Source organism: Candidatus Methylopumilus planktonicus (assembly GCF_000981505.1).
In the GTDB taxonomy this organism is placed as follows: Bacteria; Pseudomonadota; Gammaproteobacteria; order Burkholderiales; family Methylophilaceae; genus Methylopumilus; species Methylopumilus planktonicus.
In genome coordinates this window covers 1,022,094-1,041,249 of sequence record NZ_LN827929.1, presented here as the reverse complement: position 1 = coordinate 1,041,249, position 19,156 = coordinate 1,022,094, and the positions used below count along the sequence as shown (strand labels likewise).

The window sequence follows — 19,156 nt, the reverse complement described above, 5'->3', positions numbered from 1 at the left end:
GATGGTGGTGATGGAGGGTCACGATCCCTCGACCTCAGGATTATGAATCCTGCGCTCTAACCAGCTGAGCTACATCACCCTTTTTGAAACAAACGAAGCGTTGAATTATATTTTTTTAAGCACTTAAAGTCAAAGATTGATCGTTAAACGTTAAACCTGAAATGCATCACATCCCCATCTTGAACAATATATTCCTTACCCTCTAAGCGCATTTTTCCTGCCTCTTTAGATTTTTGCTCGCCATTGTAAGTAATAAAATCATTGTAAGAAATAACTTCTGCACGAATAAAGCCTTTTTCAAAGTCTGTATGAATAACACCGGCAGCTTCAGGAGCAGTTGCACCTTTTTTTACAGTCCAAGCTCTTACTTCTTTGACACCTGCTGTGAAGTAGGTTTGCAAACCTAATAGCGTATAAGCTGATCTAATAACTTTATCGAGACCTGGCTCTTCTAAACCGAGCTCACTAAGAAATATTGCTTTATCCTCGTCTTCTAGATCAGCAATTTCAGCTTCAATTTTTGCGCAAATAGAAATTACAGGAAGATTGTCTTTTTGAGCCAATGCTTTAAGTGAGTCCAATATAGGATTATTAGTGAATCCTGTTTCATTCACATTAGCAACAAACATGACAGGCTTCACAGTGATTAAGCAAAGAGGCTTAATAAGTTTAAGCTCGTCCTGATCTAAATTTAAATTTTTAACTAATTTCCCCTGATCAAGGTGTGATGCAACTTTTGTCAGGATTGAAACTAGTTGAATAGCTTCTTTATCTCCTGATTTTGCTTTTTTATTTTCGCGGTGAAGTGTTTTGTCCACAGTTTCCATATCCGCTAAGATAAGTTCTGTATTAATGACTTCAATATCAGATAGAGGATCTACTTTGCCGGAAACGTGAACGATGTTGTCATCTTGAAAACAGCGCACTACGTGCACAATGGCATCTGTTTCTCTAATGTTAGCTAAAAATTTATTACCAAGACCTTCTCCCTTAGAGGCTCCCGCAACAAGACCTGCGATATCAACAAACTCAACAATGGCTGGCTGAGTTTTTTCTGGATTAACTATTGCTATTAGCTTTTCGATTCTAAGGTCTGGAACTTCTACAATCCCAATATTGGGTTCGATGGTACAGAAGGGATAATTTTCCGCGGCTATACTTGCCTTAGTAATCGCATTGAATAGCGTTGATTTTCCGACGTTAGGTAATCCGACAATGCCACATTTCATAATATATTTTCTTTATTTGTTAGTGTGAAGATTGAGCATAGCTTTTTCAAATTGCCCTGATGTAATTTCATTAAAAAGCTGACTGCTCTCTTCTATAGATTCATCAATGAGACTTCTCTCTTTAGATGAAGGATTTTTTAAAACATAATCAACGACTAAATGCTTATCTCCTGGATGACCAATACCAATTTTTAAACGCCAAAAATTCTGAGAGCCGATGGATACAAATATACTTTTAAGTCCATTATGTCCGCCATGACTTCCACCAAATTTGAGCTTGGCTTGACCGACGTCAATATCAAGATCATCGTGAACGACTAAGATTTCTTCGGGATTTATCTTATAAAACTTTATGATTGCTGCAAGTGCTTTTCCACTATCATTCATGTAAGTACTAGGCTTAGCAAAATAAATTTCATCCGAATTGGATAACTTTCCAATACTTGAAGAAAACTTATCACTATTTTGTAGATTGATATTATGTTGATCAGCGACGAGATCAATCCACCAAAAACCAGCATTATGTCTAGTATCTGAGTACTTTTCGCCAGGATTTCCAAGGCCTACAAATAATTTAATTAGGTTCATATGAAAAAATAAGGCGCACTTTTTTAAATTAAGCGCGCCTTATTTGTATCAAAAGTTAAATTACTTAGCTTTGTCTGATTTAGCTTCATCAGCTGGGGCTGCACCTTCAGCTGGCTTAGCACCATCAGCTGCTGGAGCAGCTGCATCAGCAGCACCTTCAACTGGTTTAGCTACGACTTCTTCAACCACTGCTCTTGGTTTAGCTACAGATGCAACTGCTGCATCGTTACCATGAGAAAGCTGAACGAATTCAACACCTTCAGCCACTTTAATTTGTGATAAGTGAACCGATTGGCCAATATCAAGCGCTGCCAAATCAACCTCAATAAATTCAGGCAGATCTTTTGGTAAGCAGGAGATATTTGCTTCAGTCATAATGTGAGCCACAATACCACCGTTAAGTTTAACGCCTGGCGATACTTCGGCATTAGCGAAGTGGAACGGGACTTTCACGTGAATTTTTTCATTTTCATTGACGCGTTGAAAATCAATATGCTGAATGGTGTTTCTTACAGGATGCATTTGATAATCTCTTAACAAGACAGACTCTTTGCCGCCTTCTAAGTTGAGCGTCAAGATAGATGCATGAAATGCTTCATGTCTAAATTGTAAAAATAAAGATTTATGTTCTAGGTCAAGCGAGACAGGTTCTTTGCCTCCACCATATAAGATTCCAGGAACAATTCCAGCGTGGCGAAGACGGCGGCTCGCACCCGTACCTTTCACACCACGTTTTGTTGCATTAATTTCGATTTTCATTTACTACTCCTTAAATTAAATCTGCATTCCGCGACCAGACTGCAGCAGTTTATTGGTCAACATGACCAAATTTTTTATTCCATAAAAAGAGAACTTACGGAATCACCTTGGCTGATACGACGAATCGTTTCTGCTAGGAGTTCAGCAACGCTAAGCTGCCTAATTTTTTTACATGCCATTGCCACTTCATTAAGTGGAATTGTATTTGTTACTACTAATTCATCTAATGCTGAATCAGTAATAATTTTTGCTGCATCCCCTGAAAGAATTGGATGTGTAGCATAAGCTACTACTTTAGTAGCGCCATTCTTTTTTAAAGCAGCAGCAGCTTCGCAAAGTGTGTTTGCAGTGTCGACCATGTCATCAATAATGACGCAGGTTCTATTTTCTACTTCACCAATAATATTCATCACTTTAGACACATTCGGTTTTGGTCTACGTTTATCTATGATCGCAAGATCTGATCCTAGTTGTTTAGCGCACGCTCTTGCTCTAACAACACCACCAACATCCGGCGACACCACTACAAGATTTTTATGATTTTGTTCAAGCAAATCTTTAAGAAGCACAGGTGTTGCATATATATTATCAACAGGAATATCAAAAAATCCCTGAATTTGGTCAGAGTGAAGATCCATAGTAAGTAATCTATTCACACCAACGCTTGTAAGCATATTAGCCACAACTTTAGCTGTAATCGCAACCCGAGCTGATCTGGGTCTTCTATCTTGTCTTGAGTAGCCAAGATAAGGGATCGCAGCTGTAATTCTCGATGCAGATGATCTTCTTAATGCATCTACAATCACCATAATTTCCATTAAGTTATCGTTGGTTGGATGGCTTGTAGATTGAAGAACAAATACATCTCTACCGCGAACATTTTCAAGGAGCTCAACCATGACCTCCCCATCACTAAAACGACCTACGTCAGCGCGTCCAAGGTGAATGCCTAGATTCTTTGCAACCTGCTCAGCAAGAATAGGATTGGCATTGCCCGTGAATATCATGACGCTGTTATTATCCAAAGTCTCGGTCCTGGTTATAAATGGTCAGTCTCTAAAATGGCAGGGGAGGAAGGATTCGAACCTTCGCATGCTGGAATCAAAATCCAGTGCCTTAACCAGCTTGGCGACTCCCCTATTATTATTATGTTCCCAACATTAAATTAAAATGAGGGTGGTTATTTAACCCTTTAACTACAAAGCCTAGTGTATGTTCTGGCCTTTTCTCTGCTATTTTTTTACCTTCATCTGCCGAACTCAAAGATATAAAAAAACATGATCCTGAGCCTGTCATTTTTGCGTGGCCAAACTGGTTTAACCAGTCAAAAACAAGGGTAATTCCTTTAAATTTTTTTAAGACGCCTTTTTGCAAATCGTTAGCTAAATTTTTAGTGCCTAATTCACTGGAAAAGCCTGCTATTTTCAATGGAATCCGGTCTTTTGTCAATTCAAGTGACTCAAAAACCTCTCTCGTGGAAACCTTCTCCTTAGGGGCTATGACAAGGTAATCTTGTGGCGGGGTCTGGAAAGGGGTGAGGTTTTCACCTATACCTTCAGCCCAGGCATTTTGGCCAAAAATAAAGAACGGGACGTCTGCGCCTAGCTTTAGAGCCAATCCTTGTAATTCTTTCTGTGTTAATTGGCATTGCCATAATAAATTCAGGGCAATAAGTGTTGTTGCAGCATCCGAGCTACCTCCCCCAAGACCGCCGCCCATCGGGATGGATTTTTTAATGAAGATATCTGCACCTGATTGGTTATCTGCAAATGGCTTTAATAAGTGAGCCGCTTTAATGCTTAAATCGTCACTTTCTTGAATATTCGCGTGCTGAGAAGTCCGACGTATAAGTCCAGACTCGTTTATTTTAATAAAAAGATTGTCATAAAGATCAATGAGCTGAAAGACTGTTTGAATATTGTGATAACCATCAAGCCTTTTATTTATTACATGAAGAAATAAATTTAATTTTGCTGGCGCCAAAAATTCTTTATAACCATTTTCTTTAAGTTCATTTGCCTGCAATGTTAATAATCTCTTCCACAATAAAATTAAAACTAAATGTACCTTGGGTAATCGATATTTTAGAGGGGATGGTCAAGCCATCCTGAGTTTTAAAAGCATTGATTAAGATATTCCACTCATCATTATAAAAATGAGTTGTACGATTAAGTTGATTTTCGTCTTTATGTAAATTTTTAATTTGATCAACATGATTTGTAATTAGATGTCTAAAAAGATCTGGCGAAATATTTTTACCAAACAAAGATTGTATGTAGCGATCAAAGTCATCACCCGACAAAACTTTCCCATTGGCATCAATAATACGTTTGTCATTAGATGAATAAATAATTTTTGCGACTTGGCTATTAAAGGGCGAAAAGATATCAATTTCATCTTGGTTGTTTTCATATCGCCAAATCAGTCGACCCGAGCCTCCTTTGGAATCGACCGAGTAAGCAAATTTAGCTTTTATGGAAAATTTTTCGATAAAACGATTTTCGTCAATCGCTTGTAAGGTTTCAATAGCGGGTGAGTGGGATTTAAATATCTCAAATGGATCATTCAATGTTGAGCAGCCTGAGAAAAAAAATGCTGCTAAAAGAAGAAGGGCGCTAAAAAAATTCAATTAAATAAAAGCTCTGTTAAGAATTAACGTAGTCTTTTAAATGTTTCTTTCAGAACTTCATTATCGGGAAATGATTGAAGCGACAATTCAAGAACATCACCAGCTTCCTTCTTCTTTCCTTGCGCCCACAAAATTTCACCAAGATGCGCTGCGATCTCTGGATCTGCTTGAACGTCATAAGCTTTCTGAATGAAAGAAAGAGCAGAATCTAATTTGCCGAGCCTGAAATATAACCAACCCATACTGTCTAAAATGTAATGATTATTAGGCGAGATTGATAAGGCAACCTCAATATATTTCTTTGCATCATCTAAATTAATGTTTCTATCAACAAATGAATAGCCCAGTGCGTTATAAGCTACAGCGTAGTCAGGTTTAATTTTAATAGCTTCCCTTAAAAGCTTTTCCATTAAATCATATTTATTTAACTTATCTGCAAGGAGCGCATAGTCAAATTTAAATTCAGCAGATTGAGCGAAATTAGATGCTTCATTCTGCATGAGCTCAAATGCTTCTTGATGTCGATTGAATCGGGAAAGTAAAGAGGTTTTTAACTGAACGACGCTTAATTTTTCATCCGGCGAATTAGATTTTATCGCATTTAAAAATTCTAACGCTTTATCGACAGATTCTTTTTTAGCAATGATTTCTGCTGTAATTAGTTTTGATTCAATAAAATGATTTCCATTGCCTACTTTATTAAGCCAAGTAATTGCCACATCACTTAGATTCTTTTTATCCGCAATCTTTGCAAGATAGATAAAGACTTGATCTTTGTCTTTTGGCTTTCTTTTAAGGCTTTGTAAAAAATACTTTTCAGCAAGATCGTAATCTTCAAGTTCAACTGACAATAAACCTACTGCAAGTGTAATCTCTGCAGAACTATTTGCTGTGTTTACAAGTTTTATAAATTCATTTTTTGCTTCATTAAATTTCCGACCATTTGTTAGTAGCTTTGCATATTCAAGCCTTACGTCGTTTGATTTTGGATATTTATTTAAGAAACTGCTGTAGAAATTAAGGGCCTTTTCAGGACTATCTTGAGCCAAGATTTGCCCTTTAAATAAAATTGGCATTTCCCAATCTGGTTTAATTTGTGTGATAGCAGCCAATTCTTTTTCGTAAGCTTTTTGATCTTTATTAATCCAAGCTGCATGTACAACCGCAAAATGCGCTTCTGCTAATCTAGGATAGGGTTGAGCGAGCTCGGTCACTAAAGTCAATACAGCTTTCTTATCCGGAACTCGTGAAAGCATGCTATTTAAATATAAAAAGCCACTCGCTCTTGTTTTTTCTTTGAGGAGTAGCTTTTGTAAAATTGGCTTTGCTTCACTAAGTTTATTGTTAGCTATAAGTATTTCACTTAAGGCTTGTTGAGCATCAGCAGAATCCTTATTAAGCTCATTCCAAACTTTGGAAGCTTCTAGAGCCAATGCAGCATTCCTTGTGTAGCCAGTCAGTTTTGTCGCGCGTTCGGCAAAAAAACCGTTATCAGTTTGCTTAGCTAAATCTAAAAAGAGTTCGCTTGCAAGATTAAGCTCCCCACGTTGAGAAGCAATTTCAGCTAATAAGAGCCTAAAAACGAGATCAGGATTGGTATAATTATTAATCGAACTGGATGTGTCAGGCTTTGCATTGGTTAAAATACTGAATAAGAAAAAAATAATAAAGGTAAATATTCTAAGCAGATGCATAAAGATTCCTGAGATTTGATTTCTACAATAGTTTAAACTATCTTGACTAATAATTTAGCTGTCAGCCATGATCCGGAGCTTAATTAAAGTAAAACAAGATATTTTAATATGTATAATTATGATTCATTTTTTCAATAAAAATTCAAAAAAACATCTATGTCAAATTTAACCTTAGAAGCTATAGAGCTGACGCGCCTTTTTGGGGGTCGCGAGGCCGTTAAAAATGTAAGTTTTCAACTGGAAAAAGGTGAGGTTTTGGGCTTTTTGGGACCTAATGGTGCTGGCAAGTCGACCACGATGCGAATGCTTACGGGAAATTTAGCCCCCTCGATAGGAACCGTAAAAATTTGTGGTATTGATATGATGGAAAATCCGAAGGAAGCAAAAGCATTAATTGGGTATTTACCTGAGATGCGCCCTATATATAAAGAACTTACAGTAGACGAATTTTTAACCATTGCTGCGCGTCTTCATAAAGTCCCAAGCAAGCAAATTAAGAAAGCTGTAGAAATTGCGAAACAAAAATGTGGGCTAAGCCATATGAGCAAACGATTAATTGAAAACTTATCGAATGGTTATCAGCAGCGCGTAGCAATTGCTCAGGCAATAATTCATAACCCATTGGTTTTGATTCTTGACGAACCCACAGTAGGTCTTGATCCGATTCAAATTAGAGAAATTAGAGCTCTTATTAGGGAAATTGGTCAAAAACACAGTGTAATTTTATCTACACATATTCTTCCTGAAGTTGAAATGGTATGTGACCGCGTTCAAATTATTGATAAAGGTAATTTAGTATTTCATGGGTCAATTGATGAATTAAAACAGCATCGACAAGGTAACAAGCTTATGGTGGGCTTTGCAAAAGCACCTACAATCTCAGCACTTAATGATATTGAAGGAGTTACAAAAGTTGAAAAGGTAGAGGATCGTATGTATCGTATTCACTTTAAAAATAAACAATCTCCTGCAGAGGCTATCGTAAAGTTATCAGTAAAAAATAGCTGGGGACTTTATCAAATAGCCCCTGATCAAACGAGTCTTGAAGATGTCTTTGTTCAATTAACCCAGATGAAACAGAAAAATTAAATGAATATGAGTGAGCGCTAATATGATTATAAATATCGCAAGAAAAGAGCTTAAAAGTTTATTTGCTTCACCAATGGGGTGGACTATATTGGCTCTTCTTATGGCTTTGCTTGGTAACTTTTATCTTACTGGAGTTAATAAATATTTTGAAGTGATGTCAGGCGCAGTAAGACCTGCTGAAAGAGTTGGAGTCACGATTTTTGTTGGCCAGACAGTTTTTGGCATAGCGCGCTATATTATGCTTTTCGCCGTCCCTCTTTTGACGATGCGTCTTATTAGTGAAGAAAGGCGTAATCAAACATTACCATTTTTATTTAGCGCACCGATTTCCTTAACTGAAATTGTTTTAGGTAAATTTGTTGGGTTGATTATTTTCTTAAGCATTCTTATTGTTTATATTTTTATGATGCTCATAACGCTTAATATTTGGTCGGATATAGATTTCGGCTATCTACTCGCAAATTCATTTGGCCTTTGGCTTCTCCTAGGAAGTTTTTCTGCTTTAGGAATTTATTTTTCAAGCTTAACAAAGCAGCCTATTATTGCTGCAATCTTAAGTTTTATTTCATTATTTGCCTTAATTTTTCTTGAAAGTATGTTTGCAAGCGACCCTAATCACTGGTTTGCATACATATCCTTAATGAAACACTTCCAAAGCTTTTCAAGGGGACTGATTGATACCTCAGATCTAATTTATTTCTTTTTATTCATTTCAACATTTTTGACATTAACTATAAGACGTCTTGATGCAGAAAGGCTTCGTGGATAATTATGAAAGTTAATCCAAAACTAAGATTGCAGATTCTTATACAAAATAGTTTTTTTGTAGTTTTATTCATTGCTTTAATATTTTTATTAGGCTTCCTTGCAAATCAATACAAGTTTTCTAAAGACATAACACAAGCCAATAGAAATACATTAACAATCGGAAGTATTAATGTATTAAAGCAAATGCAAGGCCCTATAACTCTTACTGTCTTTGCTTCGGAAGATGACGTGAATAATGGAGACACATTTAGACAGGGCATCATTAATTTTATGGCGAGATATCAGAGAACGAAACCTGATATTAACGTTAAATTTATTAGCCCAATAAAAGAGCCGAAGTTAGCACAGGAAAACGGTATTAAAGAAGACGGCGAAGTTGTGGTTGAATATCAAAAAAGATCTGAGCATATTAAACCCCCTTTTGCAGAGCAAGAGATGACAAATCTTTTTATGCGCTTATCAAGAACAAGCCAACGGGCCGTTATGTATTTAGATGGACATGGCGAAAGAAACTTAATTGGGCTTAAAAATAACGACGTGGGTGAGTTTGGCAAGCAATTAGAATCTAAAGGGTTGAAATTTGCTAATTTAAATTTAACTATTGAATCAGAAGTGCCTCTTAATGGTTCAATGCTAGTGATTGCAAGCCCGCAAAAAACTATTTCTCCTATTGAAGCGAAAAAAATTAAAAAATTCCTAGAGTCGGGTGGAAATCTCCTTTGGCTTCTTGATGATAATAACTTCCGTGGCTTAGATGAAATTGCTGCCTATCTTGGATTAAGTGTTTCAAGCGGACAAGTTATAGATCCAGCAGAGAAGGTTGAAGGGGTTAATGAAAATATTGCTTCTGCTTCCTCATATGGGGAACATGCTATTACTAGAAACTTTATGCTAGGAACGCGATTTTCTAATGCACACGAAGTTAATGCTAAGGGAACTTTAGATAATGGTTGGGAAGTTAGTAAATTGATAGAAGTGTCTCCCAATGGATGGCTGGAATCTTCCCAAGTAATGACAAACCAGAAACCTACTTTCGATAAAAGCAAAGATAAGGCTGGCCCAATTAATATAGCAGTAGCACTTCAAAGGGTGTACGGGAAAAAAGGCCAGAGAGTTGTGGTGGTAGGTAATGGTAATTTCTTATCTAATACATTTATTACAAATGGCGGTAATTTAGATCTTGGGATCAATATGATTAACTGGTTATCAGGTGATGATAATTTAATTTCAATACAGCCAATGCCCTTAAAAGATGTGAATGTCACCATTCCTGACAATCAAATGTCATTCATTATTGCATGGACCGTATTTCACAGTTTTGAATACTTCATACCGATTGGTTTTTTTGCTTTAGGTATATTGTTCTGGTTCAAACGAAGAAAAGCTTAGTTTGTAACTATGAAAAATAGGTGGTTAATTAATATTATCTTGTTGGTGATGGTCTTATCGATATCACTTTTCTTATTTCTTAAGCCTACCAAGATAAAGCAAACAAAACAATTTTCAATTAGTGCATTTAATTTAAGTGATTTTGATTCAATAAAGATAGACTTTCCATCCAGAGCATCAGTAATCTTTAAAAAATCTACTGAGTCATGGGATATGATTGAGCCCGTAAAAGGTAGAGCAGATCAATTTTCAGTACAGAAAATTATTTCCATCGTAGCAACATCAAGCAGCGAAAAATTACCTTCAAACGATCTAGCCAAATACGGTTTAGATAAACCTACGATGAAATTAAAATTGATTCATAAGGGGCAGGAAGAGGAGTTTATTTTTGGCACATACAATTCCGTAACAGAAGACCAATACCTTTTATATAAAGAAAATGTGTACCTTATTAGCGGGTCTTATTCGGAAGCTGCTGCTACCCAGCCTATTGAGCTTATTGATAAGTTGCCTTTAACTAAATCTGAGGAAATTAAATATTTCGATTTTTCTCGTCTTGAACAATGGCAATCTAAAAGATTAAAAGTCACTCGTAATAATAACGAGTGGTCTGCTAATGAGGGCAGTCAATTTAAACAAAACGAGATGGCTGAATGGTTCGATATGACATGGGTTAAAAATCCAGCAAAGTCGGTCGAAAAATCATCTATTGACCTCAGGATTCCATATAAGAGCTTTGATATCCATACGATAGATGGAAAAAAGATTACCTTTTTACGCGTGCAAGAATCACCTGAGACGAAATTATATAGAGTGGATGAAGGTTTGCTCTACCACTTTGGGAGCGATATTGGATTTACTATGATGAATCCTCCCATTGAACATTCTAAAAAATAAATCCTTTTATGCCTGAACTTCCAGAGGTTGAGATTACCTGCATAGGTCTCAAGCCTATACTTCAAAAATCTATTTCAAATATTATTATTAGAAATCCATCTCTAAGATGGCCAATCCCTTCGCATTTAAAAAAAACACTTCCCAACCAAAAAATACTACATATAAAAAGACGCGCTAAATATATTATTATTCAATTTGAAAAAGCATCCCTCATGATTCATTTAGGCATGTCAGGTCGACTTGAAATCTTAGATAAAGAGACGCCCCCTGAAAAGCATGATCATGTTGATATTGCGTTTCATAATTCAAAAAATATTTTAAGGTATACAGACCCAAGAAGATTTGGATCCATACTCTGGGTGGATGGGGATATCAAAAATCATTTTTTAATTTCGAAGCTAGGTCCAGAACCATTGGAAAGCCTATTCACTAGAGACTATTTATTTTCAAAAACGCATAATAAAAATTCACCTATTAAAAATATCATTATGGATAGCCATATTGTTGTGGGTGTTGGCAATATATATGCAAGTGAGTCATTATTTAAAGCTGGAGTGCTGCCAAGTAAACTAGGTAAGGATATTTCCCTGAGCGAATGCACAAAGATTGTTAAATATATTAAGACTACATTAATAAAAGCGATTGAATTAGGCGGAAGCTCACTTAAAGATTTTTATAATGTGAATGGACAGTCTGGTTATTTTCAGCAAACTTATAATGTGTATGGAATGACGGGCAAGCCTTGCCGAAAGTGCAAAACAATTATTGAAAATAAGAAAATTGGACAGCGCTCAAGTTTCTTCTGTATTAAGTGTCAGAGCTAATTATTACTAAGCTTATTTGTTTCTTTAATAATCTTTGGTAACAAAGACCCTACAACCATCCCAATAATACTATTGCCCAAGCCAATTAATTGGGCAGGGATCAGTGCCTTGTCACCTATAAATAATTCTACGAATAACCATGATCCTATACCGCCAATAATCGCCATCAAAGCACCTTGGCTATTAGCTTTTTTCCAAAATGCACCAAATACAAGAGGCACAAAAGCACCTGCAAGCGTAATTTTATAAGCTGATTCAACCATACCAAAAATTGAAAGATTTGAACTAAGGGCATATAGCAAGACGACAGAAGAAAAACATACAAGAGTGACTCTCATAATTTTAAGTAAATGTTTGTCACTAATTGTTGGAAAATAACCTTTAACAATATTTTCTGCAAAAGAAATGGATGGTGCTAGAAGCGTTGCTGATGAGCAACTCATTATTGCTGATAGAACAGCTCCAAAGAATATTACTTGAGCGAAGAGGGGCATATAGTTAAGCACAAGCATAGGTAGGACATGCTGTGAGTTTGTATTGACGAGACCGTTAAAATATTCAGCGTCAATTAAGGTGGCCGAATACGCTATAAACATTGGTACAAAAGTAAATATAAAGTAAATTGTAGCCCCAAGTATTGAGCCGTATAAGGCAACCTTTGCAGTTTTAGCTGATGTTACGCGCTGAAAAACGTCTTGTTGAGGAACTGATCCCAGCATCATAGAGATCCATGTACCAAAGAAAGTTATCCATGTCCAGATATTACCTTTTGGAAAAAAATCTAACTTATGATTTATTGAGGCACTCTCAATGACGGGAACAATACCTCCTGTTAAGTGAGAAATAGCATATGCGATATAAAGAAGCCCACCAATAACTACAATCATTTGAATAAAGTCTAGGATCGCAACAGATAGCATGCCACCAAAAGTAGTGAAGGTCAGGACAATTAAAATGCCAATAACCATGCCCATGTCTTCGCTAATAAATTGATGAGTTATAAGATTAAATATTAGTCCAAGGGCCTTAATCTGTGCCGCAACCCATCCCAAATATGAGATGACGATTGCAATAGTAGTTAATACCTCAACAGTTCTATTGTACCTAGCCCTATAAAAGTCCCCTAAAGTAATAATATTTAATTTATATAATTTAGAAGAAAAGAAAATACCCGCAATTATTAAACAAAGACTCGACCCAAAAGGGTCGGCCACAACCCCATTTAAGCCTTCTTTAACGAAAGTAGAAGAGACTCCAAAAATTGCTTCTGCACCAAACCAAGTTGCAAAAACTGTAGCAGTTACAATAGGAAGTGGGAGGTGTCTTCCAGCGACAGCATAGTCTTTGGTAGTTTTAACTCGAGAAGATACAAAAATACCAATCCCAATTGTGACAAGAAGATAGAGAGAGACAAACCAAATAAGCAAATTAAAACTTCCTAAATTTATTTAACAAAATAAAACAAAACTGTTAAATTTACCAATAAAGTAATCCCAATTAAAGTAATTACAATTTTAAACCAGCGACTCTGATTTTTTTGAGTTTTTAATAAACGACCAATGTCTTCTTGGTGAATAGCATTTTCATGTTTTTTTTGTTCAAGTAACTCATGAATAAGTCTTGGTAATTGTGGAGTTAAATGAAGCCAATGTGGAAGTTCATTTTTTAAACTCTTAAGAATATGTTTAATACCTTTTTGTTCTGACATATATTTTTTTAAAAATGGAGCAGCTGTTTTCCATAAGTCTAAATCAGGATCTAGGTTTCGACCAAGACCTTCTACATTTAAAAGTGTTTTTTGAAGCATGGTAAGTTGAGGCTGAATTTCCATATTAAATCGTCTTGATGTTTGAAATAGTCTAATAAGAAGACGACCAAATGATATTTCTTTTAAGGGCTTATTAAAAATAGGCTCACATACTGATCGTATTGCATTTTCAAATTCATCTATAGAAGTATCCTTAGGTACCCAGCCTGATTCGATATGAGCAAGTGCCACGTCATGGTAATCGCGTTTAAAAAAGGCTAAAAAATTACGCGCTAGATAATTTTTATCATTCTCACTTAAGGATCCCATAATGCCAAAATCCATAGCAATATAGCGCCCATCATCAGCTACCTGAATGTTACCTGGGTGCATATCGGCATGAAAAAAACTATCTCTAAATACCTGCGTAAAAAATATTTCTACCCCATTGCGCGCGAGTTGCTTAATATCAATTTTTTTCTTACGCAGTGTTTCGATGTGGCTAATAGGAGTTCCATACATTCTTTCCATTACCATCACATCCTCACTACAGAAATCCCAATACACATCCGGTACGATAAGTAATTTTTTATCTTTAAAATTCTCACCTAAACGACTGCAATTTGCTGCATCCAGCATAAGGTTTAGTTCGCACTGAATATGCCTTGAAAACTCAGCCACAACCTCCCTTGGCCTTAATCTTTTACCATCTGACCATGTCAATTCAAGCATGTAGGCAATGAGATAAAGTAAATTTATATCTTTATTAATGACGCGCTTAATATTAGGCCTTAGTATTTTGACTGCAACATCTTTGCCGTCATGGAGCGTTGCAAAATGAACTTGGGCAACTGATGCGCTTGCTGTAGGCACTTGGTCAAACGTTTTAAAAATTTTATCTGGCGACATACCATATGAAGCTGTGATAATTTTTTCGACATTCTTATAAGGGAAAGGGGGTACCTGATCCTGAAGTTTAGCTAGCTCATCTGCAATATCTAATGGAATGAGATCCCTTCTGGTGGATAACATTTGACCAAATTTAACAAAAATTGGACCTAATTCTTCGAGCGCAAGCCTGAGCCTTGTGCCTCTATTTTCCTTGGCTGATCGAAAGAAAAATATTATCGAGACAAGAAAAGCAAAAACATTAAGCTGTCGATTAAATGTGATGAACTCCTCAAGGCGATACTTAAGAAGTATATAAATGATGTAAATTAGCCTAAAGTATTTCATAACTTTTTAAGTCTGAGCTCTAAACGATCTACATCGAATCGTAAACGGTCCACCTCATTATTAAATTGCTCCACCAGTCTTTTCTTAGCAATCAGCGGCTTTTCTTCGAGCCAGTACTCTTTAAAAGTATCTGCAATATTAAATGAGGTTTCTTTTGTAGTAGTTACAACTTTTTTGCCAAATTTTACAAGATGATATGCTGGAATATCACCAATAATGTCACTTAAATCATCCTCATAATCCCACTCAACATCCCTTAGTAAGTTACTCATTACTGTGGCGAACTCGATGTCACCTTTAATTTCAATATCGGCTTTTTTATTTCCACGCATAAGTTCAATTGCTGACGATATAGACAATTTAATTTCTGCATCGCATGTATCGATCTGATCTCTATATTCTGGCAAACCGCTATCGTTGACTATTAATACATAATGAATGGGGCCTACGTTAAATAAGATAGATTTTAATCTGTGCTTGATAAGATCTTTTTTTAACCACTCATTTTGTTGAAATAAATGGTTAGTGAGTTTTGTTTTAATTGTGTCAATGATCAAAACTTGTACCCCATATGAATAGCAACTACACCTGAAGATAAATTAAGATATTCCACTTTTAAAAAAGATTCTTCTTCCATCATCGTTTTTAATGATTCTTGATCGGGATGCACCCTTATTGATTCAACAAGGTATTGATAGCTTGACTCATCTTTTGCAAATAACTTCCCTAATTTTGGAAGTAATTTAAAAGAAAATTGATCATAAAAAAACTGTAATGGCTTCCATACTTTTGAAAATTCTAGAATTAAAATTTTTCCACCTGGGGATAAGACACGGTAAATTTCTTTTAATGCTTTCTTTTTGTCTGTCATATTGCGAATACCAAAGCCTATCGTGACACAGTCAAAATAGTTATCAGGGAAAGGTAGTGATTCGGCATCGCATAAAATAGAAGGAATAAAAATACCTTGGTCAATTAACTTATTACGGCCAATGTTTAGCATAGACAAATTAATATCAGAATGTATTATCTGCCCGTTAAAATCAGCTGATTGCACCCCTATTTTTTTTGCAAGCAGAATAGACAAGTCCGCCGTTCCACCAGCAATATCAAGAATGCGTGCATTCTTCTTTACGTTAGAGGTATTTACAAGAAATTTTTTCCAAATATGGTGCATGCCGAATGACATCAGATCATTCATCAGGTCATAATTTGATGCCACAGAATGAAATACAGAAGCTACTTTGCTGACTTTTTCCTTTGCGTCTATTTCACTATAACCAAAATGTGTTTTTTTATTCGACATCTGTTTTTGTTCTTTGAATACCTGCGATAGATAATTTTCTTAAATACTCTTCCCACAGCACATCATAAGTAGCAGCAAGCTCATAAAGATAATCCCATGAGTAGATGCCTGTATTATGACCATCTGAAAATATTAATTTAATAGCGTACTGACCGATGGGCTCAATATTTTCTATGCCGACATTTTCTTTATGTATTTGAAGTGTTTCTTGCCCTGGTCCGTGACCTCTTACTTCAGCGGACGGGGAATACACTCTAAGAAATTCGCATGAAAGCATGCATTCGGTTAGATTATTAAATTTAATTTCTAACAGCTTGGATGATTGATGAAGCTTAATTTCTAAAGGGTATATTTTAGCGTTACTTGTTGTCACTTTGTGGGAAAGCCTAAAAAACTATATTATCGGAGTTCTCTTGGCTTTTTTGGTAAAAATTAAAAGATTATTGAATGTTAGATTGCAGTAATGATTTAATTTTTTTCATTGCCGATTGTTCGATCTGCCTAATTCTTTCAGCAGAAACACCAAGCTTATCTGCAAGCTCGTGAAGAGTTGACGCCTCTTTATCCTTAAGCCATCTTTCTTCTAAAATAAGACGACTTCTTTCATCGAGCGATAAAAGTGCTTTTTTAAGGGAAGATAGACTATTATTTTCAGCTTGTTCTATTTCCATTTGTTCTGATGGCTCAGGCGCCTCATCTTTAAGGTAAGCAATGGGTCTGTAAACGTCATCTTCTGATTCTTCAGATCCATAATCTAATGAAATTTCATTACCATTAAAGCGATATTCCATTTCACGCACATCTTCAGGTTTGACATTAAGCTCTTTTGCGATTGAATTAATCTCATCCGATTTAAGAGGCTGAAGAGTTTTCTTCATACTTCGTAAATTAAAAAAAAGTTTACGTTGCGCTTTTGTCGTTGCCGTTTTAACTAAACGCCAGTTTTTTACAATATATTCTTGAATTTCAGCTTTAATCCAGTAGATTGCAAAAGACACAAGCCTTACACCTCTTTCAGGGTCGAATCGTTTTACAGCTTTCATTAGTCCAATATTGCCTTCTTGAACCAAGTCTGATTGAGGGAGTCCGTAACCGGAATAGCCCCTAGCTACTTTAACTACTAATTTTAGGTGGGACAAGATCAGTGTTTTCGCAGCCTCGAGATCATTTGATTTTTTAAGGCGCATGCCAAGATTCATCTCTTCTTCCGCAGTGAGCGAGGGAATAGCTCTAATGGATTGCATATAGCGATCGTAGCTATCAATTGAGCCTAATGTAGATAAGCTTAAATCTAAAGTCATTTTGATAAAACCTTTGTAAAGAGTTCGTTCATAAACATAATTTTAGCACTCTTCGTAAGAGAGTGCTAGCCCAATAAGGTTCCCTAAATAGTAAATTAACCTAATAAATACAATGGGTTATATGGCTAGAATTTCTTAATCGATTGATTAATGGAGATGAAAGATGCTGCAACAGCGATCAAAACTGAGCCGCCGACGATGGATAAATACTCCAAAGGTTTTAAGTCAATAATACTAAACTGAGCTCCATAGAGAGCTTCAACCTCAATGACAGTGTGATTTAAGAAAATGACAATTAATTTAAGTGTGATGACAGCAGTTAATCCACCTCCAAGCCCATAAATAAAACCGCTATATAAAAAGGGTCGCCTAATAAATTGATCAGTAGCGCCAATTAATTTGCTCAGTTCAATTTCTTCATGGTGAGATGTCATTTGAAGGCGAATTGTATTTCCAATAACCACTGTCAGCATGGAAGCAAGTAAAACTGAAGCCAAAAGAATAGCTTTATTTGCCAAGTGAAGTACCGAGTTCAATTTTTTAACCCAGCCTGTATCAACAACTGCTTGATCTACCCCATCAAGCTTTTCTACAAATGATTTTAAGTCCATGATTTGATTTGGATTCATCGTATTGGGAGAGATAAAGAAGGCATCGGGTAATGGATTTTCAGAGAGCCCATTGTTTGAATCATTAAATCCCATTGATTTTTGCAATTTAGGCCAAGCCTCTTCTTTTTTTACAAAATGATAGCTATTAATTTCGGAGCGATTTTTTAATTCATTTTCAATTCTATTTTTAGCATCAGCTGAAGTGTCTTTTTTTAGGAAGATACTTATTTGTGATTCATGCTGAATATTTTCAGAAATAGATTTTAAATTTTGCACTATAAGAAAAGATATGCTCGGCAATATAAAGGTAATACCTATAACTAAAAACATCATAAGGGTAGCAAGTAATGACGCATGGCTTCGCTTAAGTGCCTTAAGAAACATCTGATAATGATAAGTAAAATAGTTCATTTATTGCTCAGTCATCTTTATAAGATTGCCGTCTTGCAAATAAAGCTGCTTATGTTTTTTTGAAATTATTGGCATTTCATGTGTCGCAATAATCACGGTAACACCAAGCTCTTGAAAACTATAAAAGAGGTTCATAATTTCATCCGCATATTTCTTATCTAAATTTCCTGTAGGCTCATCAGCAAGCAGAATGGAAGGCCTACATGCAATAGCTCTTGCAATTGCGAGACGTTGCTGCTCTCCACCTGACAAGCTAATTGGCATTGATTTTTCTCTGTTTAGCAATCCTACCTTATCTAAGGCCGCGCGGACACGCCCTCTAATATCATTAATTTCTACACCATTAATTTCTAATGGCAGAGCAATATTTTCGAAACAATTGCGATCATATAAAAGTTTATGGTCCTGAAAAACTAAACCAAACTTTCTCCTAATGTAAGGAATAGAAGTGCTTTTTACTTGGCTTAGATTTTGATTCTCGAAAATAATCGTTCCATGTGTAGCGGGTTCAATGGCCGTGATTAATTTTAATAACGTTGATTTTCCTGCTCCTGATGGACCGGTAACAAAAACAAGCTCACCAGCATTAATTTCAAAAGTAATGTTTTGTAGTGCCCCTAAATTTCCTGGATATCTTTTATGGACCTGGTCAAATTTAATCATGGAAAAAAGCCGATT

The 19,156-nt window shown here is 35.9% G+C and carries 20 protein-coding genes and 2 tRNA genes; 5 read left to right on the top strand and 17 right to left on the bottom strand.

Going from position 1 to position 19,156, the window contains the following annotated elements:
- Positions 1-2: 2 nt before the first annotated feature.
- The 9 genes from BN1208_RS05460 to BN1208_RS05420 form a co-directional block, all read right to left on the bottom strand.
- Positions 3-79: transfer RNA gene (locus BN1208_RS05460), tRNA-Met, on the bottom strand.
- Positions 80-143: 64 nt separating this feature from the next.
- Positions 144-1,229 carry a redox-regulated ATPase YchF gene (gene ychF, locus BN1208_RS05455; protein ID WP_046488624.1) on the bottom strand — a complete coding sequence of 362 codons (1,086 nt, stop codon included), beginning with the start codon at positions 1,227-1,229 and terminating at the stop codon, positions 144-146.
- Positions 1,230-1,241: 12 nt separating this feature from the next.
- Entirely contained in the window at positions 1,242-1,817 is a 576-nt protein-coding gene (pth, locus tag BN1208_RS05450; RefSeq protein ID WP_046488622.1) for an aminoacyl-tRNA hydrolase, read from the bottom strand.
- Between the two features lie 60 nt (positions 1,818-1,877).
- Positions 1,878-2,576 (bottom strand): 50S ribosomal protein L25/general stress protein Ctc, encoded by a 699-nt coding sequence (locus BN1208_RS05445; RefSeq protein ID WP_082092852.1) that lies wholly within the window; start codon positions 2,574-2,576, stop codon positions 1,878-1,880.
- Positions 2,577-2,650: 74 nt separating this feature from the next.
- A complete protein-coding gene (locus BN1208_RS05440) occupies positions 2,651-3,583 on the bottom strand; it encodes a ribose-phosphate pyrophosphokinase (protein WP_046489357.1) in 933 nt (310 codons plus the stop codon).
- A 55-nt stretch (positions 3,584-3,638) separates the two neighbouring features.
- A tRNA-Gln gene (locus BN1208_RS05435) sits at positions 3,639-3,715 on the bottom strand.
- Positions 3,716-3,722: 7 nt separating this feature from the next.
- Positions 3,723-4,601 (bottom strand): 4-(cytidine 5'-diphospho)-2-C-methyl-D-erythritol kinase, encoded by an 879-nt coding sequence (gene ispE, locus BN1208_RS05430; RefSeq protein ID WP_046488620.1) that lies wholly within the window; start codon positions 4,599-4,601, stop codon positions 3,723-3,725.
- Positions 4,588-5,205 carry an outer membrane lipoprotein LolB gene (locus tag BN1208_RS07155; protein ID WP_052734650.1) on the bottom strand — a complete coding sequence of 206 codons (618 nt, stop codon included), beginning with the start codon at positions 5,203-5,205 and terminating at the stop codon, positions 4,588-4,590. Before BN1208_RS07155 ends, ispE begins: the two co-directional genes overlap by 14 nt.
- A gap of 23 nt (positions 5,206-5,228) precedes the next feature.
- Positions 5,229-6,899 (bottom strand): tetratricopeptide repeat protein, encoded by a 1,671-nt coding sequence (locus BN1208_RS05420; RefSeq protein ID WP_046488618.1) that lies wholly within the window; start codon positions 6,897-6,899, stop codon positions 5,229-5,231.
- 156 nt (positions 6,900-7,055) lie between these two features.
- On the opposite strand from BN1208_RS05420, the gene BN1208_RS05415 reads away from it, so the two are divergent.
- Genes BN1208_RS05415 through mutM form a run of 5 tightly spaced genes read left to right on the top strand, consistent with a single transcriptional unit; the run spans position 7,056 to position 11,866 of the window.
- Positions 7,056-7,988: an ABC transporter ATP-binding protein gene (locus BN1208_RS05415; protein ID WP_046488616.1), complete on the top strand. Its 933-nt coding sequence runs from the start codon at positions 7,056-7,058 to the stop codon at positions 7,986-7,988.
- A gap of 22 nt (positions 7,989-8,010) precedes the next feature.
- The gene (locus tag BN1208_RS05410; protein ID WP_046488614.1) at positions 8,011-8,757 is read left to right on the top strand and encodes an ABC transporter permease; all 747 of its coding nucleotides are present in this window, start codon (positions 8,011-8,013) and stop codon (positions 8,755-8,757) included.
- Between the two features lie 2 nt (positions 8,758-8,759).
- Positions 8,760-10,145 carry a GldG family protein gene (locus BN1208_RS05405; protein ID WP_046488611.1) on the top strand — a complete coding sequence of 462 codons (1,386 nt, stop codon included), beginning with the start codon at positions 8,760-8,762 and terminating at the stop codon, positions 10,143-10,145.
- Positions 10,146-10,154: 9 nt separating this feature from the next.
- Entirely contained in the window at positions 10,155-11,042 is an 888-nt protein-coding gene (locus BN1208_RS05400; protein WP_046488609.1) for a DUF4340 domain-containing protein, read from the top strand.
- 8 nt (positions 11,043-11,050) lie between these two features.
- Positions 11,051-11,866, top strand: coding sequence for a bifunctional DNA-formamidopyrimidine glycosylase/DNA-(apurinic or apyrimidinic site) lyase (gene mutM, locus BN1208_RS05395; protein WP_046488608.1), 816 nt, complete (start codon positions 11,051-11,053; stop codon positions 11,864-11,866).
- Here the strand turns inward: mutM and BN1208_RS05390 are convergent.
- The 8 genes from BN1208_RS05390 to ftsE all read right to left on the bottom strand — a co-directional run bounded on the left by BN1208_RS05390 (position 11,863) and on the right by ftsE (position 19,141).
- Entirely contained in the window at positions 11,863-13,293 is a 1,431-nt protein-coding gene (locus BN1208_RS05390) for a high affinity choline transporter 1 (protein ID WP_046488605.1), read from the bottom strand. The genes mutM and BN1208_RS05390 overlap by 4 nt on opposite strands.
- Before the next feature lie 17 nt (positions 13,294-13,310).
- Positions 13,311-14,849 (bottom strand): ubiquinone biosynthesis regulatory protein kinase UbiB, encoded by a 1,539-nt coding sequence (gene ubiB, locus BN1208_RS05385; RefSeq protein ID WP_046488604.1) that lies wholly within the window; start codon positions 14,847-14,849, stop codon positions 13,311-13,313.
- A complete protein-coding gene (locus tag BN1208_RS05380; protein ID WP_052734649.1) occupies positions 14,846-15,406 on the bottom strand; it encodes a ubiquinone biosynthesis accessory factor UbiJ in 561 nt (186 codons plus the stop codon). Before BN1208_RS05380 ends, ubiB begins: the two co-directional genes overlap by 4 nt.
- Complete coding sequence (locus BN1208_RS05375; protein ID WP_046488602.1) at positions 15,403-16,155, bottom strand: class I SAM-dependent methyltransferase; 753 nt, start codon at positions 16,153-16,155, stop codon at positions 15,403-15,405. The genes BN1208_RS05380 and BN1208_RS05375 overlap by 4 nt, the downstream gene beginning before the upstream one ends.
- Complete coding sequence (locus BN1208_RS05370; RefSeq protein ID WP_046488600.1) at positions 16,145-16,528, bottom strand: gamma-butyrobetaine hydroxylase family protein; 384 nt, start codon at positions 16,526-16,528, stop codon at positions 16,145-16,147. Before BN1208_RS05370 ends, BN1208_RS05375 begins: the two co-directional genes overlap by 11 nt.
- Before the next feature lie 67 nt (positions 16,529-16,595).
- Positions 16,596-17,456 carry an RNA polymerase sigma factor RpoH gene (gene rpoH / locus BN1208_RS05365; protein ID WP_082092850.1) on the bottom strand — a complete coding sequence of 287 codons (861 nt, stop codon included), beginning with the start codon at positions 17,454-17,456 and terminating at the stop codon, positions 16,596-16,598.
- A gap of 125 nt (positions 17,457-17,581) precedes the next feature.
- The gene (gene ftsX, locus BN1208_RS05360; RefSeq protein WP_052734648.1) at positions 17,582-18,478 is read right to left on the bottom strand and encodes a permease-like cell division protein FtsX; all 897 of its coding nucleotides are present in this window, start codon (positions 18,476-18,478) and stop codon (positions 17,582-17,584) included.
- Positions 18,479-19,141 (bottom strand): cell division ATP-binding protein FtsE, encoded by a 663-nt coding sequence (ftsE, locus tag BN1208_RS05355; RefSeq protein ID WP_046488598.1) that lies wholly within the window; start codon positions 19,139-19,141, stop codon positions 18,479-18,481. It lies immediately after the preceding gene.
- Between the last annotated feature and the right edge of the window lie 15 nt (positions 19,142-19,156).

What these genes read in the sequence shown, in the direction of transcription:
- pth (WP_046488622.1), bottom strand. Translation starts at nt 1,817, where the DNA reads ATGAACCTAATTAAATTATTTGTAGGCCTTGGAAATCCTGGCGAAAAG.
- BN1208_RS05445 (WP_082092852.1), bottom strand. Translation starts at nt 2,576, where the DNA reads ATGAAAATCGAAATTAATGCAACAAAACGTGGTGTGAAAGGTACGGGT.
- BN1208_RS05410 (WP_046488614.1), top strand. Translation starts at nt 8,011, where the DNA reads ATGATTATAAATATCGCAAGAAAAGAGCTTAAAAGTTTATTTGCTTCA.
- rpoH (WP_082092850.1), bottom strand. Translation starts at nt 17,456, where the DNA reads ATGACTTTAGATTTAAGCTTATCTACATTAGGCTCAATTGATAGCTAC.
- ychF (WP_046488624.1), bottom strand. Translation starts at nt 1,229, where the DNA reads ATGAAATGTGGCATTGTCGGATTACCTAACGTCGGAAAATCAACGCTA.
- mutM (WP_046488608.1), top strand. Translation starts at nt 11,051, where the DNA reads ATGCCTGAACTTCCAGAGGTTGAGATTACCTGCATAGGTCTCAAGCCT.
- BN1208_RS05405 (WP_046488611.1), top strand. Translation starts at nt 8,760, where the DNA reads ATGAAAGTTAATCCAAAACTAAGATTGCAGATTCTTATACAAAATAGT.
- BN1208_RS05420 (WP_046488618.1), bottom strand. Translation starts at nt 6,899, where the DNA reads ATGCATCTGCTTAGAATATTTACCTTTATTATTTTTTTCTTATTCAGT.
- ftsE (WP_046488598.1), bottom strand. Translation starts at nt 19,141, where the DNA reads ATGATTAAATTTGACCAGGTCCATAAAAGATATCCAGGAAATTTAGGG.
- ftsX (WP_052734648.1), bottom strand. Translation starts at nt 18,478, where the DNA reads ATGAACTATTTTACTTATCATTATCAGATGTTTCTTAAGGCACTTAAG.
- ubiB (WP_046488604.1), bottom strand. Translation starts at nt 14,849, where the DNA reads ATGAAATACTTTAGGCTAATTTACATCATTTATATACTTCTTAAGTAT.
- BN1208_RS05440 (WP_046489357.1), bottom strand. Translation starts at nt 3,583, where the DNA reads ATGATATTCACGGGCAATGCCAATCCTATTCTTGCTGAGCAGGTTGCA.
- BN1208_RS05415 (WP_046488616.1), top strand. Translation starts at nt 7,056, where the DNA reads ATGTCAAATTTAACCTTAGAAGCTATAGAGCTGACGCGCCTTTTTGGG.
- BN1208_RS05400 (WP_046488609.1), top strand. Translation starts at nt 10,155, where the DNA reads ATGAAAAATAGGTGGTTAATTAATATTATCTTGTTGGTGATGGTCTTA.
- BN1208_RS05375 (WP_046488602.1), bottom strand. Translation starts at nt 16,155, where the DNA reads ATGTCGAATAAAAAAACACATTTTGGTTATAGTGAAATAGACGCAAAG.